At 67.1% G+C, this 21702-nt stretch carries 19 protein-coding genes; 5 read left to right on the top strand and 14 right to left on the bottom strand.

The genetic code is table 11. The annotated features are described in order from the left end of the window. Positions 1-53 precede the first annotated feature (53 nt). Both KK7_RS0119610 and KK7_RS22755 read left to right on the top strand, forming a co-directional pair. A complete protein-coding gene (locus KK7_RS0119610) occupies positions 54-1886 on the top strand; it encodes a putative bifunctional diguanylate cyclase/phosphodiesterase (protein ID WP_010546342.1) in 1833 nt (610 codons plus the stop codon). A gap of 73 nt (positions 1887-1959) precedes the next feature. Beyond that, positions 1960-2295 carry a hypothetical protein gene (locus KK7_RS22755; protein ID WP_138984012.1) on the top strand — a complete coding sequence of 112 codons (336 nt, stop codon included), beginning with the start codon at positions 1960-1962 and terminating at the stop codon, positions 2293-2295. A gap of 62 nt (positions 2296-2357) precedes the next feature. On the opposite strand, the gene KK7_RS0119605 is transcribed toward KK7_RS22755, so the two are convergent. The 7 genes from KK7_RS0119605 to cyoA are packed head-to-tail and all read right to left on the bottom strand — an operon-like array spanning position 2358 to position 9004. Beyond that, entirely contained in the window at positions 2358-2885 is a 528-nt protein-coding gene (locus tag KK7_RS0119605; RefSeq protein ID WP_010546341.1) for a response regulator transcription factor, read from the bottom strand. Beyond that, a complete protein-coding gene (locus KK7_RS0119600) occupies positions 2882-4153 on the bottom strand; it encodes an ATP-binding protein (RefSeq protein ID WP_010546340.1) in 1272 nt (423 codons plus the stop codon). Before KK7_RS0119600 ends, KK7_RS0119605 begins: the two co-directional genes overlap by 4 nt. Then, on the bottom strand, positions 4150-4815 hold the full coding sequence (locus KK7_RS0119595; RefSeq protein ID WP_040599462.1) for an SURF1 family protein: 666 nt from the start codon (positions 4813-4815) through the stop codon (positions 4150-4152). The genes KK7_RS0119600 and KK7_RS0119595 overlap by 4 nt, the downstream gene beginning before the upstream one ends. A gap of 23 nt (positions 4816-4838) precedes the next feature. Then, positions 4839-5231, bottom strand: a complete 393-nt coding sequence (gene cyoD / locus KK7_RS0119590) for a cytochrome o ubiquinol oxidase subunit IV (protein ID WP_010546338.1) — start codon at positions 5229-5231, stop codon at positions 4839-4841. Continuing rightward, the gene (gene cyoC / locus KK7_RS0119585) at positions 5228-5857 is read right to left on the bottom strand and encodes a cytochrome o ubiquinol oxidase subunit III (protein ID WP_010546337.1); all 630 of its coding nucleotides are present in this window, start codon (positions 5855-5857) and stop codon (positions 5228-5230) included. The genes cyoD and cyoC overlap by 4 nt, the downstream gene beginning before the upstream one ends. A 4-nt stretch (positions 5858-5861) precedes the next feature. Next, entirely contained in the window at positions 5862-7862 is a 2001-nt protein-coding gene (gene cyoB / locus KK7_RS0119580) for a cytochrome o ubiquinol oxidase subunit I (protein ID WP_010546336.1), read from the bottom strand. A gap of 8 nt (positions 7863-7870) precedes the next feature. Beyond that, positions 7871-9004 carry a ubiquinol oxidase subunit II gene (gene cyoA, locus KK7_RS0119575; RefSeq protein WP_029623467.1) on the bottom strand — a complete coding sequence of 378 codons (1134 nt, stop codon included), beginning with the start codon at positions 9002-9004 and terminating at the stop codon, positions 7871-7873. A gap of 128 nt (positions 9005-9132) precedes the next feature. Here cyoA and KK7_RS0119570 point away from each other — a divergent pair, with 128 nt between their 5' ends. After that, entirely contained in the window at positions 9133-10464 is a 1332-nt protein-coding gene (locus tag KK7_RS0119570; protein ID WP_010546334.1) for an MFS transporter, read from the top strand. Positions 10465-10542: 78 nt separating this feature from the next. Further along, positions 10543-11295 (top strand): nucleoside triphosphate pyrophosphohydrolase, encoded by a 753-nt coding sequence (mazG, locus tag KK7_RS0119565; RefSeq protein ID WP_010546333.1) that lies wholly within the window; start codon positions 10543-10545, stop codon positions 11293-11295. Between the two features lie 160 nt (positions 11296-11455). Here the strand turns inward: mazG and hflX are convergent, their stop codons facing one another. The 7 genes from hflX to dusB all read right to left on the bottom strand — a co-directional run bounded on the left by hflX (position 11456) and on the right by dusB (position 20632). After that, positions 11456-12748, bottom strand: coding sequence for a GTPase HflX (gene hflX / locus KK7_RS0119560; RefSeq protein ID WP_010546332.1), 1293 nt, complete (start codon positions 12746-12748; stop codon positions 11456-11458). Between the two features lie 7 nt (positions 12749-12755). Then, entirely contained in the window at positions 12756-13247 is a 492-nt protein-coding gene (hfq, locus tag KK7_RS0119555) for an RNA chaperone Hfq (protein ID WP_010546331.1), read from the bottom strand. A gap of 125 nt (positions 13248-13372) precedes the next feature. Continuing rightward, complete coding sequence (gene ntrX, locus KK7_RS0119550) at positions 13373-14752, bottom strand: nitrogen assimilation response regulator NtrX (RefSeq protein ID WP_010546330.1); 1380 nt, start codon at positions 14750-14752, stop codon at positions 13373-13375. Next, the gene (locus KK7_RS0119545) at positions 14749-17019 is read right to left on the bottom strand and encodes a sensor histidine kinase NtrY-like (RefSeq protein WP_010546329.1); all 2271 of its coding nucleotides are present in this window, start codon (positions 17017-17019) and stop codon (positions 14749-14751) included. The genes ntrX and KK7_RS0119545 overlap by 4 nt, the downstream gene beginning before the upstream one ends. A 93-nt stretch (positions 17020-17112) precedes the next feature. Next, positions 17113-18552 (bottom strand): nitrogen regulation protein NR(I), encoded by a 1440-nt coding sequence (gene ntrC, locus KK7_RS0119540; protein WP_010546328.1) that lies wholly within the window; start codon positions 18550-18552, stop codon positions 17113-17115. Beyond that, on the bottom strand, positions 18549-19658 hold the full coding sequence (locus KK7_RS0119535) for a two-component system sensor histidine kinase NtrB (RefSeq protein ID WP_010546327.1): 1110 nt from the start codon (positions 19656-19658) through the stop codon (positions 18549-18551). Before KK7_RS0119535 ends, ntrC begins: the two co-directional genes overlap by 4 nt. Beyond that, a complete protein-coding gene (dusB, locus tag KK7_RS0119530) occupies positions 19634-20632 on the bottom strand; it encodes a tRNA dihydrouridine synthase DusB (RefSeq protein ID WP_010546326.1) in 999 nt (332 codons plus the stop codon). Before dusB ends, KK7_RS0119535 begins: the two co-directional genes overlap by 25 nt. A 136-nt stretch (positions 20633-20768) precedes the next feature. Between dusB and ispD the strand changes: the two genes are divergently transcribed. After that, the coding region (ispD, locus tag KK7_RS0119525) for a 2-C-methyl-D-erythritol 4-phosphate cytidylyltransferase (RefSeq protein ID WP_010546325.1) at positions 20769-21702 on the top strand (934 nt) is incomplete at its 3' end.

The following is a 21702-nucleotide window of genomic DNA, read 5'->3' as shown; positions in this document are numbered from 1 at the left end:
GCAACGCTGTACCCCCCAATCTGCGCAAGGACGGGCATAGGGCGACGACGCGCGTGGACATCTCGCTTCAGAACAACATCTTGGAGCTTGTCGCAAAGGGTGCCGACCTGGCATCGGTGACGGACCGGCTGTGTCGCGAGGTCGAGGCCCGCGTGCCTGACGTGCGATGCTCGGTACTGCGCGTCGATGTCGCCGGGCGGATGATCCCGGTGGCGGGCCCCAGCCTTCCTGAACACTATCTCCAATCGATCGAGGGGCTGATGATCGGCCCCCGCGTCGGATCGTGCGGCGCGGCTGCCTATCACGGCCAGCCCTACATCAGCAGCGACATCGAGACCGACCCCAACTGGACCAAGTTTCTCGATCTTACCCGGCCGATCGGCCTGCGGGCCTGCTGGTCCAACCCGATCAAGAACGGTCGCGGCGACGTGACCGGGGTGGTCGCCTTCTACTATCCCGTGCCGCGCGGCCCCACACCGCTGGAACGGCGAATCGTCGAGGTCTGCCTGCATCTCTGCGCCATCGCGATCGAGCAGGACATCTGGCGCGCCAAGCAGGTCCGCCGTGCCCAGCTCGACGGCCTCACCGGGTTGCCCAACCGCTCGGCCTTCACCGCCTCGCTCAGCGACCTCGACTGCACCGAGCCGGATGGCTGGGGGCTGCTCCTGGTCGATCTCGACAACCTCAAGATCGTCAACGACACGTTCGGCCATGTCGCCGGGGACGAACTGATCATCCACGCGGCCAAGCGGTTGGCGGAAGCCGCTGCCCCGGACCGGGCCTATCGCCTGGGCGGCGACGAGTTCGCCGTGCTGCTGCAGAGCCCGGAAGCACTGGCCGACCCCGCCGAGACCGCCCGGCGTCTGCTCGATGCGCTGGCCCAGCCGATCGAGGGCGGCGAGCGCAGCGTCGTACCCCGCGCCACCGCCGGCGGCGCGCTGATCGGCGCGAACGAAACGGCCGAGCAGGTCCGGCTGAACGCCGATCTTGCGCTGTACCATGCGAAGGAAACCGCGCGCGGCAGCTTCGTGCGCTACTGGCCCGGCATCGCCACGCGCATGGCGCGGCGGCTGGAGGCGATCCATTCGGTCGAGCGCGCGCTGGCGGAAGACCGCCTGCTGCCCTATTACCAGCCGCTGTTCGACCTGACGACCGGCGAGGTGATCGGCTTCGAGGCACTCTGCCGGATGCAGCTGGGCGACCGCGTCGCCTCCGCCGCCGAGTTCTTCGAGGCGACCACCGACGGCAAGGTCGCCGGGGCGATCACCGCGCGGATGCTGGAACGTGTCGCGGTCGATCTGCGTCGCTGGTGCGACATGGGGCTGGCCCCGCGGCATGTCGGCATGAACTTCTCGTCGGGCGACTTCCATGGCGGCCGCCTGCGCGAGGTGATCCCGGAAGTGCTCGCCCGCCACGGCGTGCCGATGCACCATCTGACGCTGGAGATCACCGAGTCGGTCTATCTCGGCCAGGGGGACACCTCGGTCTCCGACACGCTCCGCTGGTTCCGCGGCCAGGGCCTGAAGGTCGCCCTCGACGATTTCGGCACGGGCTATGCCTCGCTCACCCATCTACTGACGATGCCGGTGGATTATCTCAAGATCGACAAGACCTTCACCGATCAGCTGATGCAGAGCAGCGCCAGCCGCGCGATCCTGGAAGGCGTGCTGCACATCGCCCGCGAGCTGGACATGGCGGTCATTGCCGAGGGCGTGGAGACCGAACTCCAGGCCGAGCGGTTGCGCGGCATCGGCTGCGCTTATGGCCAGGGGCACCTGTTCTCGCCCGCTGTGGATGTCGCACGGGCGACGCAGATCCTGCGCGAGTCCCAGGCCCTGCTGGCGGAGCGGGCACACCAGACGGCCGAAGCGAAGCACCTGCACTAGGCACACGGTGCGGGAGCGCTGCCTGCAGATCATGGTCCGTTGCAGTCATTCGTGAAGACGTTAATGCTGCGCTATGCGCACTTTGCTTTCTGGTCCTTTTCCATGGCTAATCGGCGCGGCGCTTCTGGCGGTGATTGCGGCCATGTTCTGGATAGCGGGCTCCGCGGCCGTAATCGATGAAACGGGTGGTGTAGAAACGGTCCTTGTCACCAATAGCGGCGGTACGGAGCAAAGATTGCACAGGCTTTGGAACGGCTACTTCTTCGCCATTCCCCGGGTTGAAGGCGTAATCGAAGTTCGTTGCACCAACGGTGTGCGGAAACAGTGGGGCTATGTGACGGGAGGCATGCACACGACAGTGCGGGTCCTAGGAGAAACTCCCTGCGAAAAAATTGTCGAAGCAGATTAAACGCCTCCATGGACGGCGAATACCCACCATGTGCACTTTTCCCACCTCCGGCAACACACGTCTTACAAGTGCTTCTTGTCCAGCTTGCGGGCCAGCGTGCGGCGATGGAGGCCCAGGCGGCGCGCCGCTTCGGACAGGTTGTAGTTGGTATCCGCCAGCGTCTGGTGGATATGCTCCCATTCCAGCGTCTTGATCGAGGTCGGCCGCGCCTTGAGCTCGGTATCGACGTCGCCGTCGACGCGGTCGAAGGCGGCTTCGATATCGTCGGTATTGGCCGGCTTCATCAGATAGTTGGTGGCCCCCAGCTTCACCGCCTCCACCGCCGTGCTGATGCTGGCGAAGCCGGTGAGCACGACGATCCGCATCGCGGGGTCGAGATCGTGCAGCTGCTTGACGCAGACCAGCCCCGAGCTGCCGCCGAGCCGCAGGTCCACCACCGCGCGGGTCGGCGCGAAGGCCGCCGCCGTCTCCTCGACGCCCTCGGGGCCGTTGAGCACCTCCACCGCATAGCCGCGCCGCTCGAACGAGCGAGCAAGGGTGCGGGCAAACACCGCGTCATCCTCGATAATCAACAGCTTGTGCGCGGTCATTCGGATTCGTCCTCGAGCGCCAGGGCCGCCACCGGTACCCGCAGCACGACTTCGGCGCCACCTGTTTCAAGGTTCCGTGCAGCCAGCGTGCCGCCCAGCGTGCGCAGCACATTATGGGCGAGGAACAGCCCGAGCCCGGCGCCCTGCTGCTGCTTGCTGCTGTTGTAGGGATCGCCGATCCGCGGCAGCACCGCCTCGGGAAAGCCGCGGCCATCGTCGCGCACGGCCAGCACCAGTGCCTCCTCGGGTGCGCTGACGGAAAGGCGGATGCGCTGCGCCCCCGCCTCGATCGCATTGTCGAGCAGGTTGATGATCGACTGGCCGAGCGCGCGATCGGCGACGATCGGCAGGTCGGTCGGCAGGCGATAGTCGAGCGTCACGCTGTCGTTGCGCGGCCAGCCTTCGATCAGCCCGGTGACGAAGCGGCGGAGCGTGGTGCGCTCGGGCGCCTCGCCGCTCACCTCGCCGGCGGCGAACAGAATGCCGGCGACGATCGCCTTGCAGCGCGCGACCTCGGCCTGCATGTCGGCGACCTCGGCGCTCAACTGTGCATCGCGGCGGATCTTGGGATCGGCCCGCCAGTCGCCCAGCGCGACCGAGATCGAGGCGAGCGGCGTGCCCAGTTCGTGCGCCGCGCCGCTGGCGAGCAGGCCCATGCGGACGATATGTTCCTCTTCCGCCGCGCGCTGGCGCAGTTCGGCCAGGCGGGCGTCGCGGTCGCGCAGGTTGCGGGCAATGCGGGTGACGAACTGGACGACCAGCGTCGCGATCAGCGTATAGTTGAACCACAGCGCGAAGACGAAGGGGCCGGACAGGCTGCTGGCCAGCGCCAGGGGCAGCGGCAGCGGGCGATGGACGATCGCCAGTGTTGCGAAGGCCGTGCTGGTCAGCACCACCAGTGCCCAGCTCGATCCGGTGTCTAGCAGTACCGCCCCCAGCACCACCTGCAGCAGGTAGAGCGACACGAACGGGTTGGTTGCCCCGCCGCTCAGATAGAGCAGGATGGTCAGGCAGGCGACATCGACCAGCAGCCCGGCCATCACCTGCGCGTTGGTCGCCGGGCGCAGCGCCCGGGCCGGCACCATCGCCAGGTTGAGCGCGACCAGAACGCCGATCGTCGCCAGCATCGGCACAAGCGGCAGGCGCACGCCGAAGACGAGGTGGACGCCGAGGATCGTGGTCAGCTGCCCCAGCACCGCCAGCCAGCGGAGCTGGACCAGCAGCAACAGGTTGCGGCGGGCGGCGTCGTCCGGCGTGCGGGCGCTCATGCCTCTCCGCGCCCGCGCCAGGCACGCCAGGCGAACCAGCCGGTGAGCAGCGCAAGGCCGAACCAGGTCAGCGCATAGACGAGATGGTTGTTGGGGAAGCGCACGACGGTCATGCCGCCGCGGGGCCAGCCGTCGCCGCTGCGATCGGCGTCGAGGAAATAGGGTGCGAGCGGGGTGAGCCCCTGCCCCATCGCGGCGACATCGCGCGAGTACCAGCGGTCGGCGGCGGGATCGTTGGCGCGGAGGAACCCGCCCTTGGGTTCGCTCAGACGCAGCAGGCCGGTGACGGTCACCGGCGCGTCGGCCACCGACGTACAGTCGGGCAGCCTCTGATTGTCGGGCAGGAAGCCCCGATTGACGAAGAGGGTGAAGCCGCGATCGGAGACCAGGGGAGTCATCACCCATTTGCCGGGGCCGAGATCGGTGACGGCCTGTGCCAGCCTGGTGCGGCAGGGAAGGTAATGGCCGGTGACGCGGAGCCGACGATAGGTGGCGTTGCGATCGATGCCCGCCCATTCGGCGGGTCCGGGCGCGGGAACCGGCGCTGCCGCCAGCCCCCGCTCTAGCCGATCGATCAATGCCAGCTTCTCGCTGCGTCGCTCGACCTGCCAGATGCCGAGGCCGAGCAGGATGGCGATCAGCGGGGTGAGCGCGATCGCCATCCAGTTGCGGGAAGCCGACCGGTTCACATGCCGGCGCCGGAAGCCATCCCGGGCATCATGTTGAGGTTCATGTTGTACATGACCCACAGCGAGCCGGTGAGCGCGATCACGACGATGATCGCCGTGAAGATCAGCGCCATCAGCGTCCAGCCCTGCTCGGACTTGCTGTTCATGTGGAGGAAGTAGATCATGTGGACGACGATCTGCACCATCGCCAGCGCCGCACAGATCGCCACCGCCACGCGGGTGTCGGCGATCCAGCCGCCCATCACGATCCCGAATGGGATCGCGGTGAGGACGACCGAGAGCAGGAAGCCGGTGATGTAGCCGCCACGGGTCGAATGCGGCGCGTCATGGCCGTGATCATGGCCGTGGCCGTGGTGGTGGCCGGCGTGGCCGTGGGTGTCCGCGCTCATCGCATGGCTCCAAACAGATAGACGAAGGTGAACACACCGATCCAGACCACGTCGAGGAAGTGCCAGAACAGCGACAGGCACTGGAGGCGACGGACATTGGCCGGGATCAGGCCCTTGCGCGCCACCTGCACCATCAGCGTGAACAGCCAGATCAGGCCGAAGGTGACGTGCAGACCGTGCGTACCCACCAGGGTGAAGAAGGACGAGAGGAACGCCGAGCGCCACGGACCCGCACCTTCATGGATCAGTTCCGAGAACTCGTAGAGCTCGATACCGAGGAAGGCGGCGCCGAACAGCGCGGTTAGCAGCAGCCAGCCCTGCACCGCACCCTGGCGCTTTTCCTGCATCGCGATCATCGCGAAGCCGTAGGTGATGGAGGAGAACAGCAGCATCGCCGTGTTCACCGCCACCAGCGGCAGCTTGAACAGTTCGTGGGAGGTCGGGCCTCCCGCGAAGCTGGTTCCATAGACGCCCCAGGCCGCGAACAGCATCGCGAAGATGAGGCAGTCGCTCATGAGGTACATCCAGAAACCGAGCAGCGTGCTGCCGCCGGGTTCGTGATGCTCCTCCTCGAGCTGGTAGAAGACGGGTGTGTCGCCCGTCGTGGGTATGGTCGTGGCGCTCATCGCCTCAGGCTCCCAGCCGCGCCAGCACCTGGGTGCGCGCATTCTCGGTTTCGGTCACTTCTTCTGCCGTGATGTAGAAGTCGCGATCATAGTTGAAGGTATGGGCGATCGCCATGACGATCAGGCCCAGGAACGATGCGGCGGCGAGCCACCAGATGTACCAGATCATCGCGAAGCCGCACACCAGCGAGAAGCCCGCCAGGATGATGCCGGCCCCGGTGTTGCTCGGCATGTGGATCGGCAGATAGCCGGTCACCGGGCGCTCGGCCTTCTTCGCCTTCATGTCGTACCAGGCATCCAGGTCGTGGATGATCGGCGTGAACGCGAAGTTGTAGGCCGGCGGCGGCGACGAGGTCGCCCATTCCAGCGTGCGGGCGTTCCACGGATCGCCGCTCTCGTCCTTCAGCGCCTCACGATTGCGAATGCTGACGAAGATCTGGAGCAGGAAGGCAGCGATGCCGACCGCGATGATCGCAGCGCCGATCGCGGCGACGACGAACCAGATCTGGAGGCTGGGATCCTCGAAGTGGCGCAGGCGACGGGTCACGCCCATCAGGCCGAGGACGTAGAGCGGCGTGAACGCCACCCAGAAGCCCACCACCCAGCACCAGAAGGAGACGAGGCCCCACTTCTTGTCGAGCTTGAAGCCGAAGGCCTTGGGCCACCAGTAGTTGATGCCGGCGAACAGGCCGAACAGCACGCCGCCGATGATCACGTTGTGGAAGTGCGCGACCAGGAACAGCGAGTTGTGCAGCACGAAGTCGGCGGGCGGAACCGCCAGCAACACGCCGGTCATGCCGCCGATCACGAAGGTCAGCATGAAGGCGATGGTCCACATCATCGGCAGCTCGAAGCGGATGCGGCCCTTGTACATGGTGAACAGCCAGTTGAAGATCTTCGCACCCGTCGGGATCGAGATGATCATCGTGGTGATGCCGAAGAAGCTGTTCACGCTCGCGCCCGAGCCCATCGTGAAGAAGTGATGGAGCCAGACGAGGTACGACAGGATGGTGATGACCAGCACGGCGTAGACCATCGAGGTATAGCCGAACAGGCGCTTGCCCGAGAAGGTGGAGGTGACTTCGGAGAAGATACCGAAGGCCGGCAGGATCAGGATGTACACCTCCGGGTGACCCCAGATCCAGATCATGTTCACGTACATCATCGGGTTGCCGCCACCGGTGTTCGTGAAGAACTGGGTGCCGACATAGCGGTCGAGGCTGAGCATCGCGAGCACGGCGGTGAGCACCGGGAAGGCGGCGACGATCAGGATGTTGGTGGCCAGCGCGGTCCAGGTGAAGACCGGCATCTTCATCAGGCCCATGCCCGGCGCGCGCATCTTGACGATGGTGGCGACCAGGTTGACGCCCGACAGCAAGGTACCCACGCCCGCGATCTGCAGGGCCCAGATATAATAGTCGACGCCCACGTCCGGCGAATAGTCGAGGCCCGACAGCGGCGCCATCGCCAGCCAGCCGGTCCGCGCGAACTCGCCGATGAACAGGCTCGCCATCACCAGCGCCGCACCCGCCGCCGTCATCCAGAAACTGAAATTGTTCAGGAACGGGAAGCTGACGTCGCGCGCGCCAATCTGCAGCGGCACCACGAAGTTCATCAGGCCGGTGACGAACGGCATCGCCACGAAGAAGATCATGATCACGCCGTGGGCGGTGAAGATCTGGTCGTAATGGTGCGCGTTCAGATAGCCTTCGTTGGCGCCGAACGCCATCGACTGCTGGAGACGCATCATGATTGCATCGGCGAAGCCGCGCAGCAGCATCACCAGGCCCAGCACCATGTACATGATGCCGATGCGCTTGTGGTCGACGGTGGTGAACCACTCCTTCCAGAGATAGCCCCACAGGCGGAAATAGGTCAGCGCGCCCACGAGCGCGATGCCGCCGAGCGCGACGCCAGCAAAGGTGGCGACCACGATCGGTTCATGCAACGGCAGGCTCTCGAGGGAGAGCCGACCGAAGATCATCTTGATCAAAGTGTCAGACATGGCAGTGCTCAAGCCTCGCCCGCCGCCGCGCGACCGGGATAGGTCGTCGCGTCCATGCGGGTCATGTTACGGTTCGAATCCGCGCCCGGCTCGCTATGGCCGGCGGGTGCGCCGTGCGGGTGCGTGAGGTGCGGACTCGTCTTCATTTCGTCCGGGGCCTTCATCAGCGCGCCGTCCGCGCCTTCGCCCGGCTTGTTATTTACCGGAGGGGCGACCTGCTGGGCACCCGCACCATGGTGCATCATGTGGCCGCTGCAGGTGGTGCCCGGCTTCACGCACATCTGGACGATGCGGTCGAACAGCCCGGCCTCGATCGCGCCGAAGTGCATCGCGGGCACCTTCTCGCTCGGCTTTTCGAGCGTGAGATACTGCGCGGCATCCAGCGAACCGCCCGATGCCTTGGTCTTGGCGACCCACTGGTCAAAGCCTGCCGCGTCGACCGACAGGGTCGGGAAGCGCATGTCGGAGAAGCCGGCGCCGCTATAGTTGGCGCTCACGCCCTCGAAGGTGCCGACGCGGTTCATCACCGCATGGAGCTTCGTCTCCATGCCCGGCATGGTGTAGATCATGCCCGCCATCGCCGGCACGTAGAAGGTGTTCATCACGCTCGACGAGGTCATGCGGAAGCGCACCTGGCGATCGGCCGGAAGCACCAGCTCGTTGACCGTCGCGACGCCCTGTTCGGGATAGATGAACAGCCACTTCCAGTCGAGCGAGACGACCTGGATTTCCAGCGGCCGCTGGTCGGCCGGGATCGGCTTGCCCGGCGCGATGCGATCGAGCGGCCGGTAGGGATCCAGCTTGTGGGTCGCGAGCCAGGTGAGCGCGCCGAGGGCGATGATGATCAGCAGCGGTGCCGACCAGATCACCAGTTCGATGCGGGTCGAATGGTCCCAGTCCGGATCATACTCCGACTCGGTGTTGCTCGCGCGATATTTGAACGCGAAGAACACGGTCAGCGCCATCACCGGAACGATGATGAGCAGCATGAGGAACGTCGACCAGAGGATCAGGTCGGCCTGCTGCCGTGCAACATCGCCGGATGGATTCATCACGACAAGATCGCATCCGCCAAGGATCAGCGGAGCAGCAAGGGTAGCGATCAGGGCCGTCGGCCTGAGGGCGCGACGGAATGGGGGCATGGATCGAAACATAGCGGCCGCGAGTTAGGAGGGGTTGTGCGGGTGCGAAATAGGACAATTTGTCCCATGGTCGCAACCCGCGAGTTTCCCTAGGTGCTTTCCCCAAAGCTTTGCGGTAGACATATCCCATGGCCAATGCTCAGCTTGGTTCGACGCAGATCGAACGTGACGCCCGCCTGATCAACACCGCAAAAGGTGACGATCACCTCCGCCCCGGCGATATCGCCATTGGGGTGATCATCGGACGAACATCCGAATTTTTCGACTTTTTCGTATATGCGATCGCCTCGGTGCTGGTCTTCCCGGCGCTGGTGTTTCCCTACATGGACCGCGTGACCGGCACGCTCTGGTCGTTCGCCCTCTTCCCCCTCGCCTTCATCGCCCGCCCCATCGGTACCCAGATCTTCATGCGCGTCGACCGTCGCCACGGTCGCGGCACCAAGCTTGCCCTAGCCCTGTTCCTGCTCGGCACCGCGACGGTGTCGATGGCGTTCCTGCCCGGCTATGAGCAGGTAGGCACCTGGTCGGCGATCCTGCTGGCGGCGCTGCGCATCCTCCAGGGCATTGCACTTGGCGGTGCGTGGGACGGTCTCGCCTCGCTGCTGGCGCTCAACGCGCCGGCGGATCGCCGCGGCTGGTATGCGATGGTGCCGCAGCTCGGCGCCCCGCTCGGACTGATCGTGGCCAGCGGCCTGTTCGCCTATTTCCTGGGCGCACTCGACTCGGCCGACTTCATGAGCTGGGGCTGGCGCTATCCGTTCTTCGTCGCCTTCGCGCTCAACGTGGTGGCGCTGTTCGCCCGCCTGCGCATGGTGGTGGCGCCGGAATATGTGAAGCTCTTCGAAAGCCGCGAACTGACGCCCTCGCGCGTCACCGCGACCATCAAGGCGCAATGGCGCAACATCATCATCGGCGCCTTCGCCCCGCTCGCCAGCTTCGCGCTGTTTCACATGGTGACGGTGTTCCCGCTTTCCTGGGTGGCGCTGTACACGACGGAGGACCTGGTCCGTTTCCTCTGGATCGAGGTGGGCGGCGCCGCCTGCGGCGTGGTTGCGATCGTGATCTCCGGCATCCTTGCCGATCGGATCGGCCGCCGCTCGCTGCTCGGCTACACTGCGCTTGCCATTGCCGCCTATTCGGGGTTCGCACCGCAGTTGCTCGAAAAGGGCGGTGTCGGCGAAGCGCTGTTCATGGTGATCGGCTTCATCCTGCTCGGCCTGGCGTTCGGCCAGTCCTCGGGTGCGGTCGCCAGCAACTTCCCGAAGCGCGCCCGCTATACCGGCGCGGCGCTCACCTCGGACCTGGCCTGGCTGTTCGGCGCCGGCTTCGCGCCGCTCGCCGCGCTGCTGCTGGCGAGCAACTGGGGCGTGATCGCGTCGGGTGGCTATCTGCTCTCGGGCGCTGCGGGCACGCTGATCGCGCTCTACTTCAACAAGGAACTGGGGCGCCGCCTCGACTGACCCTCGCGCGGCTTGCCTAAGCCCCGCGGGACCTTCAAAGGCCTCCTGTCCGCACCCCGCGTTCAGGAGGCCTTTTGCATGACGTCCCCCACCGGCATCGACCGCCTGGTCGCCATCATGGAACGGCTGCGCGATCCCGAGCGTGGCTGCGAATGGGATGTCGCGCAGACCTTCGCAACCATCGCCCCGTTCACGATCGAGGAGGCCTATGAGGTTGCCGATGCGATCGAGCGCGGCGACATCGCCGAGTTGAAGGACGAGCTGGGAGACCTGCTGCTCCAGGTGGTGTTCCATGCCCGCATCGCCGAGGAGGCGGGGCAGTTCGCGCTGGCCGATGTGGTCACCTCGATCAGCGACAAGATGGAGCGCCGCCACCCGCACATCTTCGGCGATGTGGCAGAGGGCGGCCACCACCTCTGGGAGGCGATCAAGGCCGAGGAGCGCGGCGCCAAGGGGGCATCCAGCGCGCTGGACGGCGTCGCGATCGGCCTCCCCGCCCTGCTGCGCGCCGAGAAGCTGCAGAAACGCGCGGCCCGCACCGGCTTCGACTGGCCGGATCCAAAAGAAGCGCGCGAGAAGATCCTCGAGGAACTGGCCGAGGTGGATGCCGCCGAGAACGATGCGCATCGCGCCGAGGAGGTTGGTGACCTGCTGTTCGCCGTGGTGAACTATGCCCGCAAATTGGGTGTGGAACCAGAAGCTGCGCTGCGAGCAGGCAACGCAAAGTTCGAACGCCGCTTCAAGGCAATGGAGGAACGCGCCGGTGCGGCGTTCGTCGGGCTGTCTCTGGACGACAAGGAAGTGCTTTGGCAGGCCGTTAAGCGGGGGTGAAGGGTACCAACAGTTCAACGTCATCCCGGCGAAAGCCGGGATCCATTGGCGCTACGTCGCGGCCTTTGCTGAAAGAGAGCGGCGAATGGATCCCGGCTTTCGCCGGGATGACGAATTCAAGGGCGCCTAAAAGAAACGAAGCAGAGGCCGCTCCCGTCCCCTACCCCCGAGTCAGGAACCGCTCGTAATCGCGCGGCGCCATCCGGACCTCGTAGATCGCCTGCGCGTCCTCGATATGCTGTTCGATGACGTCGCCATGCTGGTGCAGCCACGCCGCACCCGCGCCGTCCGCCGGGTCCAGCCGCAGCGTGTAGCGGCGGTGTCCCTCGGTAAGCCGGCCCGCGACCCCTTCGACCAGCGCATCGACGCCCTCACCGGTGAGCGCCGAGATCACCCGCACCTCGTCGGTGCGGCGTGCGGCGATCGCCAGGGCCTCCTCGCGCTGCTCGTCGTCGAGCAGGTCGAGCTTGTTCCATGCCTCAAAGCGGGGCGTGTGTTCGGACACGCCGATTTCCTGCAGCACCTTCTCCACATCGACGCGCTGCGCCTCGGTGTCGGGATGCGCGATGTCGCGGACATGGATCAGCAGATCGGCCGAGACCACCTCTTCCAGCGTCGCCTTGAACGCGGCGACCAGCTGGGTCGGCAGTTCGGAGACGAAGCCCACCGTGTCGGACAGGATCGCCTTGTCGATGCCGGGCAGCGAAATCTGCCGCAGCGTCGGGTCCAGCGTGGCGAACAGCAGGTTCTCCGCCATCACCTCCGCCCCGGTCAGTCGGTTGAACAGCGTCGACTTGCCGGCATTGGTATAGCCGACCAGCGCCACCACCGGCCAGGGCGCGCGCTGGCGCCGGTCGCGGTGGAGGGTGCGGGTGCGGCTGACCTGGTCGAGCTCGCGCCGCAGCCGCGCCATGCGATCGCGGATCAGGCGGCGGTCGGCCTCGATCTGGGTTTCGCCCGGGCCGCCGAGGAAGCCGAAGCCGCCCCGCTGCCGCTCCAGGTGGGTCCAGCTGCGCACGAGCCGGCCCGCCTGGTAATCCAGGTGGGCAAGCTCGACCTGCAGCCGGCCTTCTGCCGTGCGGGCGCGCTCGCCGAAGATCTCGAGGATCAGGCCGGTGCGGTCGATCACCTTGCAGCCCAGCGCGGTTTCCAGGTTGCGCTGCTGCACCGGCGTCAGCGCAGCATCAAAGACCGCAAGCTGGAGTTCACCGTCGCGGACCGTCTCGGCCAATGCTTCCACCTGGCCCGAGCCGATCAGCGTGCCGGGCTTGGGCTGGCGCAGCCGCACGGCGACCCGCTCGACGACGTCCACGCCGATCGCCGCGGCAAGGCCGGCCGTTTCCTCCAGCCGCGCCTCGGCGTCGCGCGAACTGCCGCCCATGTCCGGATAAACGACGAGCGCCTTCGCGCCCCGTGCGAATTCATCGGGGTCGCGCTCGAAACCAGTGCTCATGCCGATGTCAATCGTCGTCGCCGCTATTGGTTTCCTCGGCGAGGTTCAGCGGATGCGCGGGCTGGATGGTGGAGACGGCATGCTTGTAGACCAGCTGGGCCATGCCCTCGCGCTGGAGCAGCATGCAGAACAGGTCGAACGCGGCGATCTGGCCCTGGAGCATCACACCGTTCACCAAGAACATCGTGACGTTTTCCTGCGCCTTGCGCACGGCGTTGAGGAAGATTTCCTGCAGCACCGGGTTCTTGTGCTGATACTCGCCCGCGGCGTCGAGCAGCGCGGCCAGGTCCATCGGGCCGGACGGCATGATCGTCGAGATCGCGTGCTTGTAGATCAGCTGCGACTGGCCGTCGCGGCGGAGCAGCACCGAAAAATTGTCGAACCAGGTCACGATCCCCTGGAGCTTGACGCCCTTGACGAGGAACATGGTGACCGGCGTCTTCGACCGGCGCAGCGAGTTGAGGAACAGGTCCTGAAGCGACGTCTGCTTCTCTGCCATATGGTTGGCTCCGTTTATTCTTGGCGGGATTTGTCCCGCGATGCGCCGTTCCCGGCGTCAGGGTCGACGCCACCCTGGCGTCGGATATCAATCTAGGACGTTCCCCCGCCCGCGTCCATAGGCGCTCAGTCGTCGCGCGCGTCGGTGATGCCGAGGAGCTTGAGCTTCCGGTGGAGCGCCGATCGCTCCATGCCGATGAAGCTGGCGGTGCGCGAGATGTTGCCCGAGAAGCGGCGGATCTGCACGCGCAGATATTCGCGCTCGAAGCTCTCGCGCGCTTCCTTGAGCGGTGCGCCCATGATCGCGTTGGAAGCCATGCCGTTGCCGGCCTCATTCTGTCGGCCCAGCACTTCGGGCGGCAGGAGGTCCACGTCGATCCGGCCGATCCGGTCGCCCGGTGCCAGGATCACCGTGCGCTCGACGACGTTCCGCAGCTGGCGGACATTGCCCGGCCAGTCATAGCTTTGCAGCGCCACCATCGCATCGGCGGCGATCTCCGGCGTCGGCACGCGGCGTTCGGAGGCGTAGTGCGCGACATAATGCTCGACCAGCGGCGGAATGTCCTCGCGGCGATCGGTGAGCGACGGGATCGGCACCGGCACCACGTTCAGCCGGTAATAGAGATCCTCGCGGAAGCGGCCGGCCGAGATTTCCTCCATCAGGTCGCGCGCGGTAGCGGAAACAACGCGAACGTCGACCTTCACGATGCGGGTGCCGCCGACGCGGCTGAAGCTCTGGTCGGTCAGCACGCGCAGGATGCGCGCCTGGGTGGCGACCGGCATGTCGGCGATCTCGTCGAGGAACAGCGTGCCGCCATGCGCCTGTTCGAGCAGGCCTGGACGAACGAGGTCCCCGCCCTCCTCCACGCCGAAAAGCTCCTCGTCGACCCGCTCGGGCGTCATGCGGGCGGCGCTGACGATCACGAAGGGCGCATCGGCGCGCTGGCTCCAGCCGTGGAGCAGGCGGGCGGCGACCTCCTTGCCGACGCCAGCGCCGCCGGTGATCAGCACTCGGCTGCCGGTGGAGGCAACCCGTTTGAGGGTCGCGCGGACGGTGTTGATCGCGGTGGAGGTGCCGTGCAGGTCCGTCCCCCGCCCCGCCACCGCCCGCAGCGAGGCGACTTCGCGCCGCAGCCGCTCGGTCTCGGTCGCGCGGGCGACCATCAGCAGCAGCCGTTCGGCCTCGAACGGCTTCTCGATGAAGTCCGAAGCGCCGCGCCGGATCGCCGCGACGGCGGTGTCGAGATTGCCATGGCCCGAAATCACCAGCACCGGGATCGAGGGATCGCGCCGCTTGATCTCGTCGAGCAGTTCCAGCCCGTCGAGCCGCGAGCCCTGCAGCCACACGTCGAGCAGCACAAGGCTCGGTCGCCGCTCGGCGATCGCTTCCAGGGCGGAGTCGCTGTCCGCGGCGTTGCGGGTGGCGTACCCCTCGTCCTCCAGCACGCCGGCTACCAGTTCGCGGATGTCGCGTTCATCGTCGACGACGAGAATGTCCAGGCTCATACTCTGCTTCCGGTTCGGGTGAGCATCGCCGGGCGCGCATCCTTTGCGTCGTCCGGCGTGTCGGTCAGCGCAACGCCAGCCAGCGCTGCGGTATCAAAGCACAGGGTCACCAACGTGCCGCCGCCGGGGCGATCGGCGAAGGCGATGGTGCCGCAATGTTCCTCGACGATCTTCTTGACGATCGCGAGCCCCAGCCCCGTGCCGCGGCTGCGGGTGGTCATATAGGGCTCGACAATCCGGTCGCGCTCGACCGGCAGGCCCACGCCATTGTCGGCCAGGGTCAGGACCAGCTTGCCCTCGGCCTCGGGCGCGATCGTCAGCTGGACCTCGCCCTGCGGCAGCTCGGCGCCGGCGCCGGCGGCCGCCTCGTTCCGCGCCTCGATCGCCTCTACGGCGTTCTTGACGACATTTGTCAGCGCCTGGCCGATCTGGCGGCGATCGCAGACCAGCGTCGGCGCCGGATCGGGCGCGTCGAGCGTGAAGCGCAGCGCCGGATGGGCGACCTCGTGCAGGAACATCGACTGGCGGGCGATGTCGAGCAGCGACTCGCGACGGAACATCGGCTTGGGCATCCGCGCGAAGGACGAGAATTCGTCCACCATCCGCCGAAGATCGCCGACCTGGCGGACGATCGTTTCGGTCAGCCGCGCGAAAACGCCGTCGCTCTGGTCGACCTGCTTTCCGTAGCGCCGCTGGAGCCGCTCGGCCGCGAGCTGGATCGGGGTCAGCGGGTTCTTGATCTCGTGCGCGATACGCCGGGCGACATCCGCCCAGGCGGCGCGGCGCTGGTCGTTGAGCTGCTGGGTGATGTCGTCGAAGGTGAAGACCTGGCCGCCTTCATCCGAGGTTACCTTCACCGCCAGCGTCCGCGCGTCCGTGCCGGCGGCGATCTGGACGATGCCCTCGCGCTCGCCGCTGGCCAGCATCGCCTCCAGCTCGGGCGCGAGCGCCTCCAGCGGGAGGCCGACGGGATCCTCGGCCTTGTGGCGGAGCAGCGCATTGGCGGAGGCGTTGATCAGCCGCACCCGGTGGTCGCTACCGATCGCGATCACGCCTGCCGACACGCCGGAAAGCACCGCCTCGATCAGCGCACGGCGGCTGTCGAGCTGGGCGTTGGCGGTGACGAGCGCGCTGGTCTGGTCCTGCAGCCGCTCGGTCATGCTGTTAAAGGCGATGCCGAGGGTCGCGATCTCGTCGATCGTCTCCGGCGTCGGCACCCGCGCGCCGAGGTCGCCGTCCGCCACCTGCCGCGCGGCCTGGACGAGCTGGTCGACCGGCCGCACCAGCCGATCCGCCACTGCCAGCGCGATCCAGGTGGCGATACCGACGATCAGCAACGCGACGCCGAACAGCACCGCGTTGAACTGCAGTTGCAGCGCCCGCGACCGGGCGATCAGCGCGGAATATTCGCGGCCGATCCGATCGGAGGCGAGGTTCTGGCGGTTGAGAAACTCGACATTGTTGGGGGTCGCCACATAGAGGAACAGCTTCTTGGACCGGTTCACCGGGGTGACGACCCACACCATCTCCGAATCATAATTGATGAAGCTGTCCTCGTTGCGCAGCACCTTCAGGACGTTGCTCGAAACACGGCGCGTGAAGGTCGGCGCGGAGGGTGCCTCATAGGCGTACAGCGCCTCGACATGCTCGCCGTCGACGACGCGGAAGAGGACCGACTGGAAGAACTTGCGGAAATAGGTCTGCCGCAGGAACCAGTCCTGGAAAACGGCCGACTGCTCTGGCACGTCGGGAGCGATTTCCAGCATGTCGCTGACCATCTGCCGGGCTTCCCCCCGCCAGTTCTCGATCACCAGCTTCTTGCCTTCATTGGCAAGCGCCTGGGTGGAAGTGAGCGCGCCGCGCGCCCGCTCCGATCCCCAGAGCTGGATGCCCGACTGGAACATGATCGAGGCGGCGATCACCGCGAGCACGATCGGCACGCTGGCCATCAGGGTGAACACCGCCACCAGCCGCACGTGCAGCCGCCCGCCGCCCTCCAGCGCCGAGCGTGCCGTCCGATTGATCGCGATCCGCCTGCCGATCAGCACGATCAGCGCGACATAGGGCAGCAGGTTGGCGAGCAGCAGCGTCGCGGCGACGCCGGGGCTGAACAGCTGCTGCTTCGAATTCCCCTGAACGAACCAGAAGGTGGCGATGGGCGTCGCCAGCGCGATCGCCAGCACCCCGAACTCGACCAGCCGGAAGGCGCGGCGCGGGCGCGACCAATCCTTCGGGCTATCGAGACTCGCTGGAGTTACGGCGACCATTGCCCCCTTGATACACAGGGAATGTGGCCGAAAGAACACAGAATATTGCGCGATTGTCACGCAATCGCGTCAACATGGCGCAAGGGACGTGTCTCACCCCCCGCCATCCTCCCCGCGCGGGGCGATGCCAAGCGTGTCCAGCCGCTTGCGGAGCGTGTTCCGGTTGATGCCCAGCGCACGCGCGGCGCGCAGCTGGTTGTTCTGGTGCCGGGCAAGCATCATCTCGATCAGCGGCCGTTCCACTTCCCCGATGATCCGGTCGTAGAGGGTGCCGTCGTCCAGCGCGCGGGGTTCTTCCAGCGCGATCCGTTCCAGCCGGGCGCGGATCGCCGCCTCGATGCCTGCATCGCGCACAACCGGTGCAACCCCGCCGCCGTCCCCGAGCGCCCGACGGAGTGCCGCCGCGTCTATCCACTCGTCGCGCGACAAGGCGGCGATGCGCCGCATCAGGTTTTCCAGCTCACGGACATTGCCCGGCCAGTCCAGCGTCTCGAGCAGCGCCACCGCGTCCTTGTCGAGCTGCTTGCGCGGCAGTCCGTCCTCGGCCGCACGGTCCAGGAAATGGCGGGCGAGCAGCGGAATGTCCTGCCGCCGCTCGCGCAGCGCCGGCAGGCTGATCGGCACAACGTTCAAACGGTAGAACAGGTCCTCGCGGAACTGGCCGACCTGGACCAGTTGGCCCAGATCCTTGTTGGTCGCCGCGACGATGCGGACGTCGGCGCGGATCGTCCGCGCGCCGCCGACGGTGGTGAACTCGCCGGACTGGAGTACACGCAGCAGCCGGGTCTGGGCGTCCATCGGCATGTCGCCGATCTCGTCGAGGAACAGCGTACCGCCGGCCGCCTGCTCGAACTTGCCGGCGACACGGGCCTGCGCGCCGGTGAAGGCACCGCGCTCATGGCCGAACAGCTCGGCCTCGATCAGCTCGCGCGGGATCGCCGCCATGTTGAGCGCGACGAACGGCGCGCGGCGACGGGGCCCGAGATCGTGAATCGCCTTGGCGACCAGTTCCTTGCCGGTTCCCGACTCGCCGCTGATCAGCACGGTGAGATCGTTGGAGACGACGCGGGCGATCACCCGGTACACCTCCTGCATCGCCGGGGAGCGGCCGATCAGCGACGGACCCCCGCCCTGCTCCGCATCCGGCTGGTCCGCCGGGCGGCGCCTGCCGCGCGCCATCGCGCTCTGCACCGCATGGGTCAGCACATCGAGGTCGAACGGCTTGGGCAGATAGTCGAACGCGCCCACTTCCGTGGCGCGCACCGCGGTCGCCAGCGTGTTCTGGGCGGAGAAGACGATCACGGGCAGCGCCGGATGCTGCGCCATCAGCCCGGACACGACGTCGAGGCCGTTGCCGTCGGGCAGCACCACGTCGGTCACCAGCACGTCGGGCAGACCTGTGGTCAGCGCCCGCCGCAGCTCGGCGACGCTGGCGGCGGTGGCGACACGGTGCCCTTCTCGCTTCAGCGCGGCGGCGACGACGGTGCGGATCGCGGCGTCGTCGTCGACGACCAGTACCGAGCCGGGCGTCATGCCTTGGCTCGCGGCAACAGGATGCGGAACACCGTAACCTCCGGTTCGCGTTCGCGGGCATATTGGACGATGCCGCCCATATCCCGCACCAGTTTCTCGACGAGCGGCAATCCCAGCCCCTTCCCCTCCGGCTTGCCCGAGACGAACGGCTCGAACAGATGCTCGGCAATGTCGGCGGGGGCGCCGGGACCGTTGTCCATCACGCAGATCTCGATCGGCAGCGGCCGGCGCGGCTGGCCGGGTCCGGCACTGACCGACATGCCGTGGCGAAAGGCCGTCGACAGGATGATGCGCGGCTGGGCAAGGCCGTTCAGCGCCTCGGCCGCGTTCTTGAGGAGGTTGATCAGCACCTGCAGAAAGGCGTCGCGGTCGACGAGTACGGGGGGCAGCGACGGATCGAACCATTCCTCGATCACGATGCCCCTCGCGAACCCCGCCAGCGCCACGCGCCGCCCGTGATCGAGCAGCGGGTAGATGTTGGTCGGCTGCAGGTCGAGCGGGCGGGTGTCGGTGAAATCCTGCATCCGGTCGATCAGCGCGGCGATCCGGTCCACCTCGGTGGTGATCAGGCGGGTGAGTTCGTCGTTGGTCTCGGGGTCGCCGCCATTCTGGAGCAGCTGGGCGGCACCGCGGATGCCCGAGAGCGGGTTCTTGATCTCGTGCCCCAGCATCGCCGCGGCGCCGATCGCCGCGCGGGCGCCTGCGGTGCGATCCAGCCCGTGCGCCATCCGGCGCGCCTGGGGGGCGTGGTGCAGCGTCACGATCCGCCAGCCGGGATGATCGGGCACCTGCGTCTCTAGGAAGTCGACGCGCAGCCGCGTACCCCGAACCGCCTCGATCTCCGCATCGAACGCCGCGAAGCCGCGGCCGTCGCGCCGGGTGCTGTAATCCTCGGGCGGCAGCAGGACGGCGTCATAGGGCTGCCCGACCATGCTGGTCTCGCTGTGATTGAGCAGCACCTCGCAGGCCGGGTTGGCGTGAGCGATGCGACCATCGGGGTCGAGCACAAGCACGGCCACCGGCAGCGCGCCGAACAGTTCGGCGAAACTCGGTCCTTCGACGGTTTGCGGGCGGAACCGCTTCAGGCCGCCGCGCGGGAAAGCCACGGCTCGTAGAACTCCGCCAGCATGTCCAGCACCTTCACCGGATCGACCACCTGGTTCACCTTGTTGCGGAACTCGGCCGAGCCGTGCAGCCCCTTGGTATACCAGCCGAGATGCTTGCGCATCATGTTGACGCCCACCTCGTTGCCATAATGGGCAAGCGTCTCGATGTAATGCTCGGTAATAACGCGATATTGTTCTTCGATCGTGGGCTCGGGCCTGTCGCCCTTGCCGGTCAGCGCGTCCATTACCTGGCGGAGGATCCACGGCTTGCCGTACGCGCCGCGACCGATCATCACGCCGTCCGCGCCCGATTGGGCCAGCGCCTCACGCGCATCGGCCACCGAGCAGATATCGCCGTTGACGATCACCGGGATCGAGACGGCATCCTTCACCCGGCGCACGAAGCTCCAGTCGGCCGAGCCGCGATACATCTGGTTGCGGGTGCGGCCATGGACCGTCACCAGCTTGGCGCCGAGGTCCTGGGCGATCTTCGCGAGGTCGGGGGCGTTGAGGCTGTCATGGTCCCAGCCCATCCGCATCTTGACCGTCACGGGCGCCTGCACCGCGTCGACACAGGCGCGGATGATCGCGCCGGCATGGTCGAGATCGCGCATCAGTGCGGAGCCGGCATCGCCGTTGGTCACCTTGCGGACCGGGCAGCCCATGTTGATGTCGATGATCGCGGCGCCGCGATCCTCGTTGAGCTTGGCCGCCTCGGCCATTTCGTGCGGGGTGCAGCCGACCAGCTGCATCGAGACGGGCTCCTCGATCGGGTCCCAGGCCGCCTTCTGCACCGATTGCCGCGTCTCGCGGATCGCGGCGGCGCTGGCGATCATCTCGGTGACGTTGAGCCCCGAGCCGAAGCGCCGCACTGCGCGCCGGAACGGCAGGTCGGTCACGCCGGTCATCGGCGCAAGCAGCACCGGGGCTTCGACCCGCACGGGGCCGATCTGGATGGGGGCGAGTTCGCTCATCAATTCTGCCTGAAAATCAGGCAGCGCATGTAGCGATCCAGGGCCGCAAGGGCAAGGCCGCCCCAATTTCTCCCCGGCACGGGGAGGAATTCGATCGGCCTACCCCTGCCCCGCAAACTGGGCTAGGCGCACCGCCATGAACGCGACCCGTACCGCCGCCATCCTCGTCGCCGCCGGCAGCGGCACCCGCGCCGGGGGCAGCGTGCCCAAGCAATATGCGTTGCTCGGCGGAAAGCCGCTGCTCGCCTACGCCCATCAGGCGCTCGCCAGCCATCCGAAGATCGACGCGGTGCTGACCGTGATCGGCGCCGGCCAGGAGGCGCTGCTCGAAGCGGCGCTCGGCACCACGCCCTTCGTCACCGGCGGCGCCACCCGGCGTGAGTCGGTGCGCAACGGTCTGGAGGCGCTGCTCGCCGGGGGGTTCAGCCATGTCCTGATCCACGACGCCGCACGCCCTTTCCTGCCGGCCCGCGTGATCGATGACCTGCTGACCAGTCTGGATGCGAAAGGCGGCGCGATCCCGGCCCTTCCCGTTGCCGACACGCTGGTGCGCGGGGCGGGCGACGTGATCGGCGACACCGTCCCGCGCGACCGGCTCTACCGCGTGCAGACGCCGCAGGCCTTCGCCTTCGACGCCATTCTCGACGCTCATCGCCGCTGGCCCGCCGAACAGGAGGCGACGGACGACGCCCAGATGTTGCGCGCGGCCGGTGGCCAGGTCGCACTCGTCCCCGGAGACCCGATGCTCGAAAAGATCACCCATCCCGCCGACTTCGCCGCCGCGGAGGCGCGCCTGGCCTCGGCGATGCGCGTGCGCACCGCCACCGGCTATGACGTCCACCGCTTCGCCGAGGGCGAGGCGCTATGGCTGGGCGGCGTGCGTATCCCCCATAGCAAGGGCCTGTCGGGCCATAGCGACGCGGACGTGGCGCTCCACGCCATCACCGATGCGCTGCTCGGCACGATCGGCGCGGGCGATATCGGCATGCACTTCCCCCCGAGCGACCCGCAATGGCGCGGCGCGGCCTCGGCCCGCTTCCTCGAACATGCCGCCACGCTAGTGGCGGCCG

Origin of the sequence: Sphingomonas elodea ATCC 31461, assembly GCF_000226955.1 — a bacterium.
Taxonomy (GTDB): domain Bacteria; phylum Pseudomonadota; class Alphaproteobacteria; order Sphingomonadales; family Sphingomonadaceae; genus Sphingomonas; species Sphingomonas elodea.
Note: the sequence above shows the minus strand (reverse complement) of the source record. Positions and strands in the feature narration are given on the sequence as shown.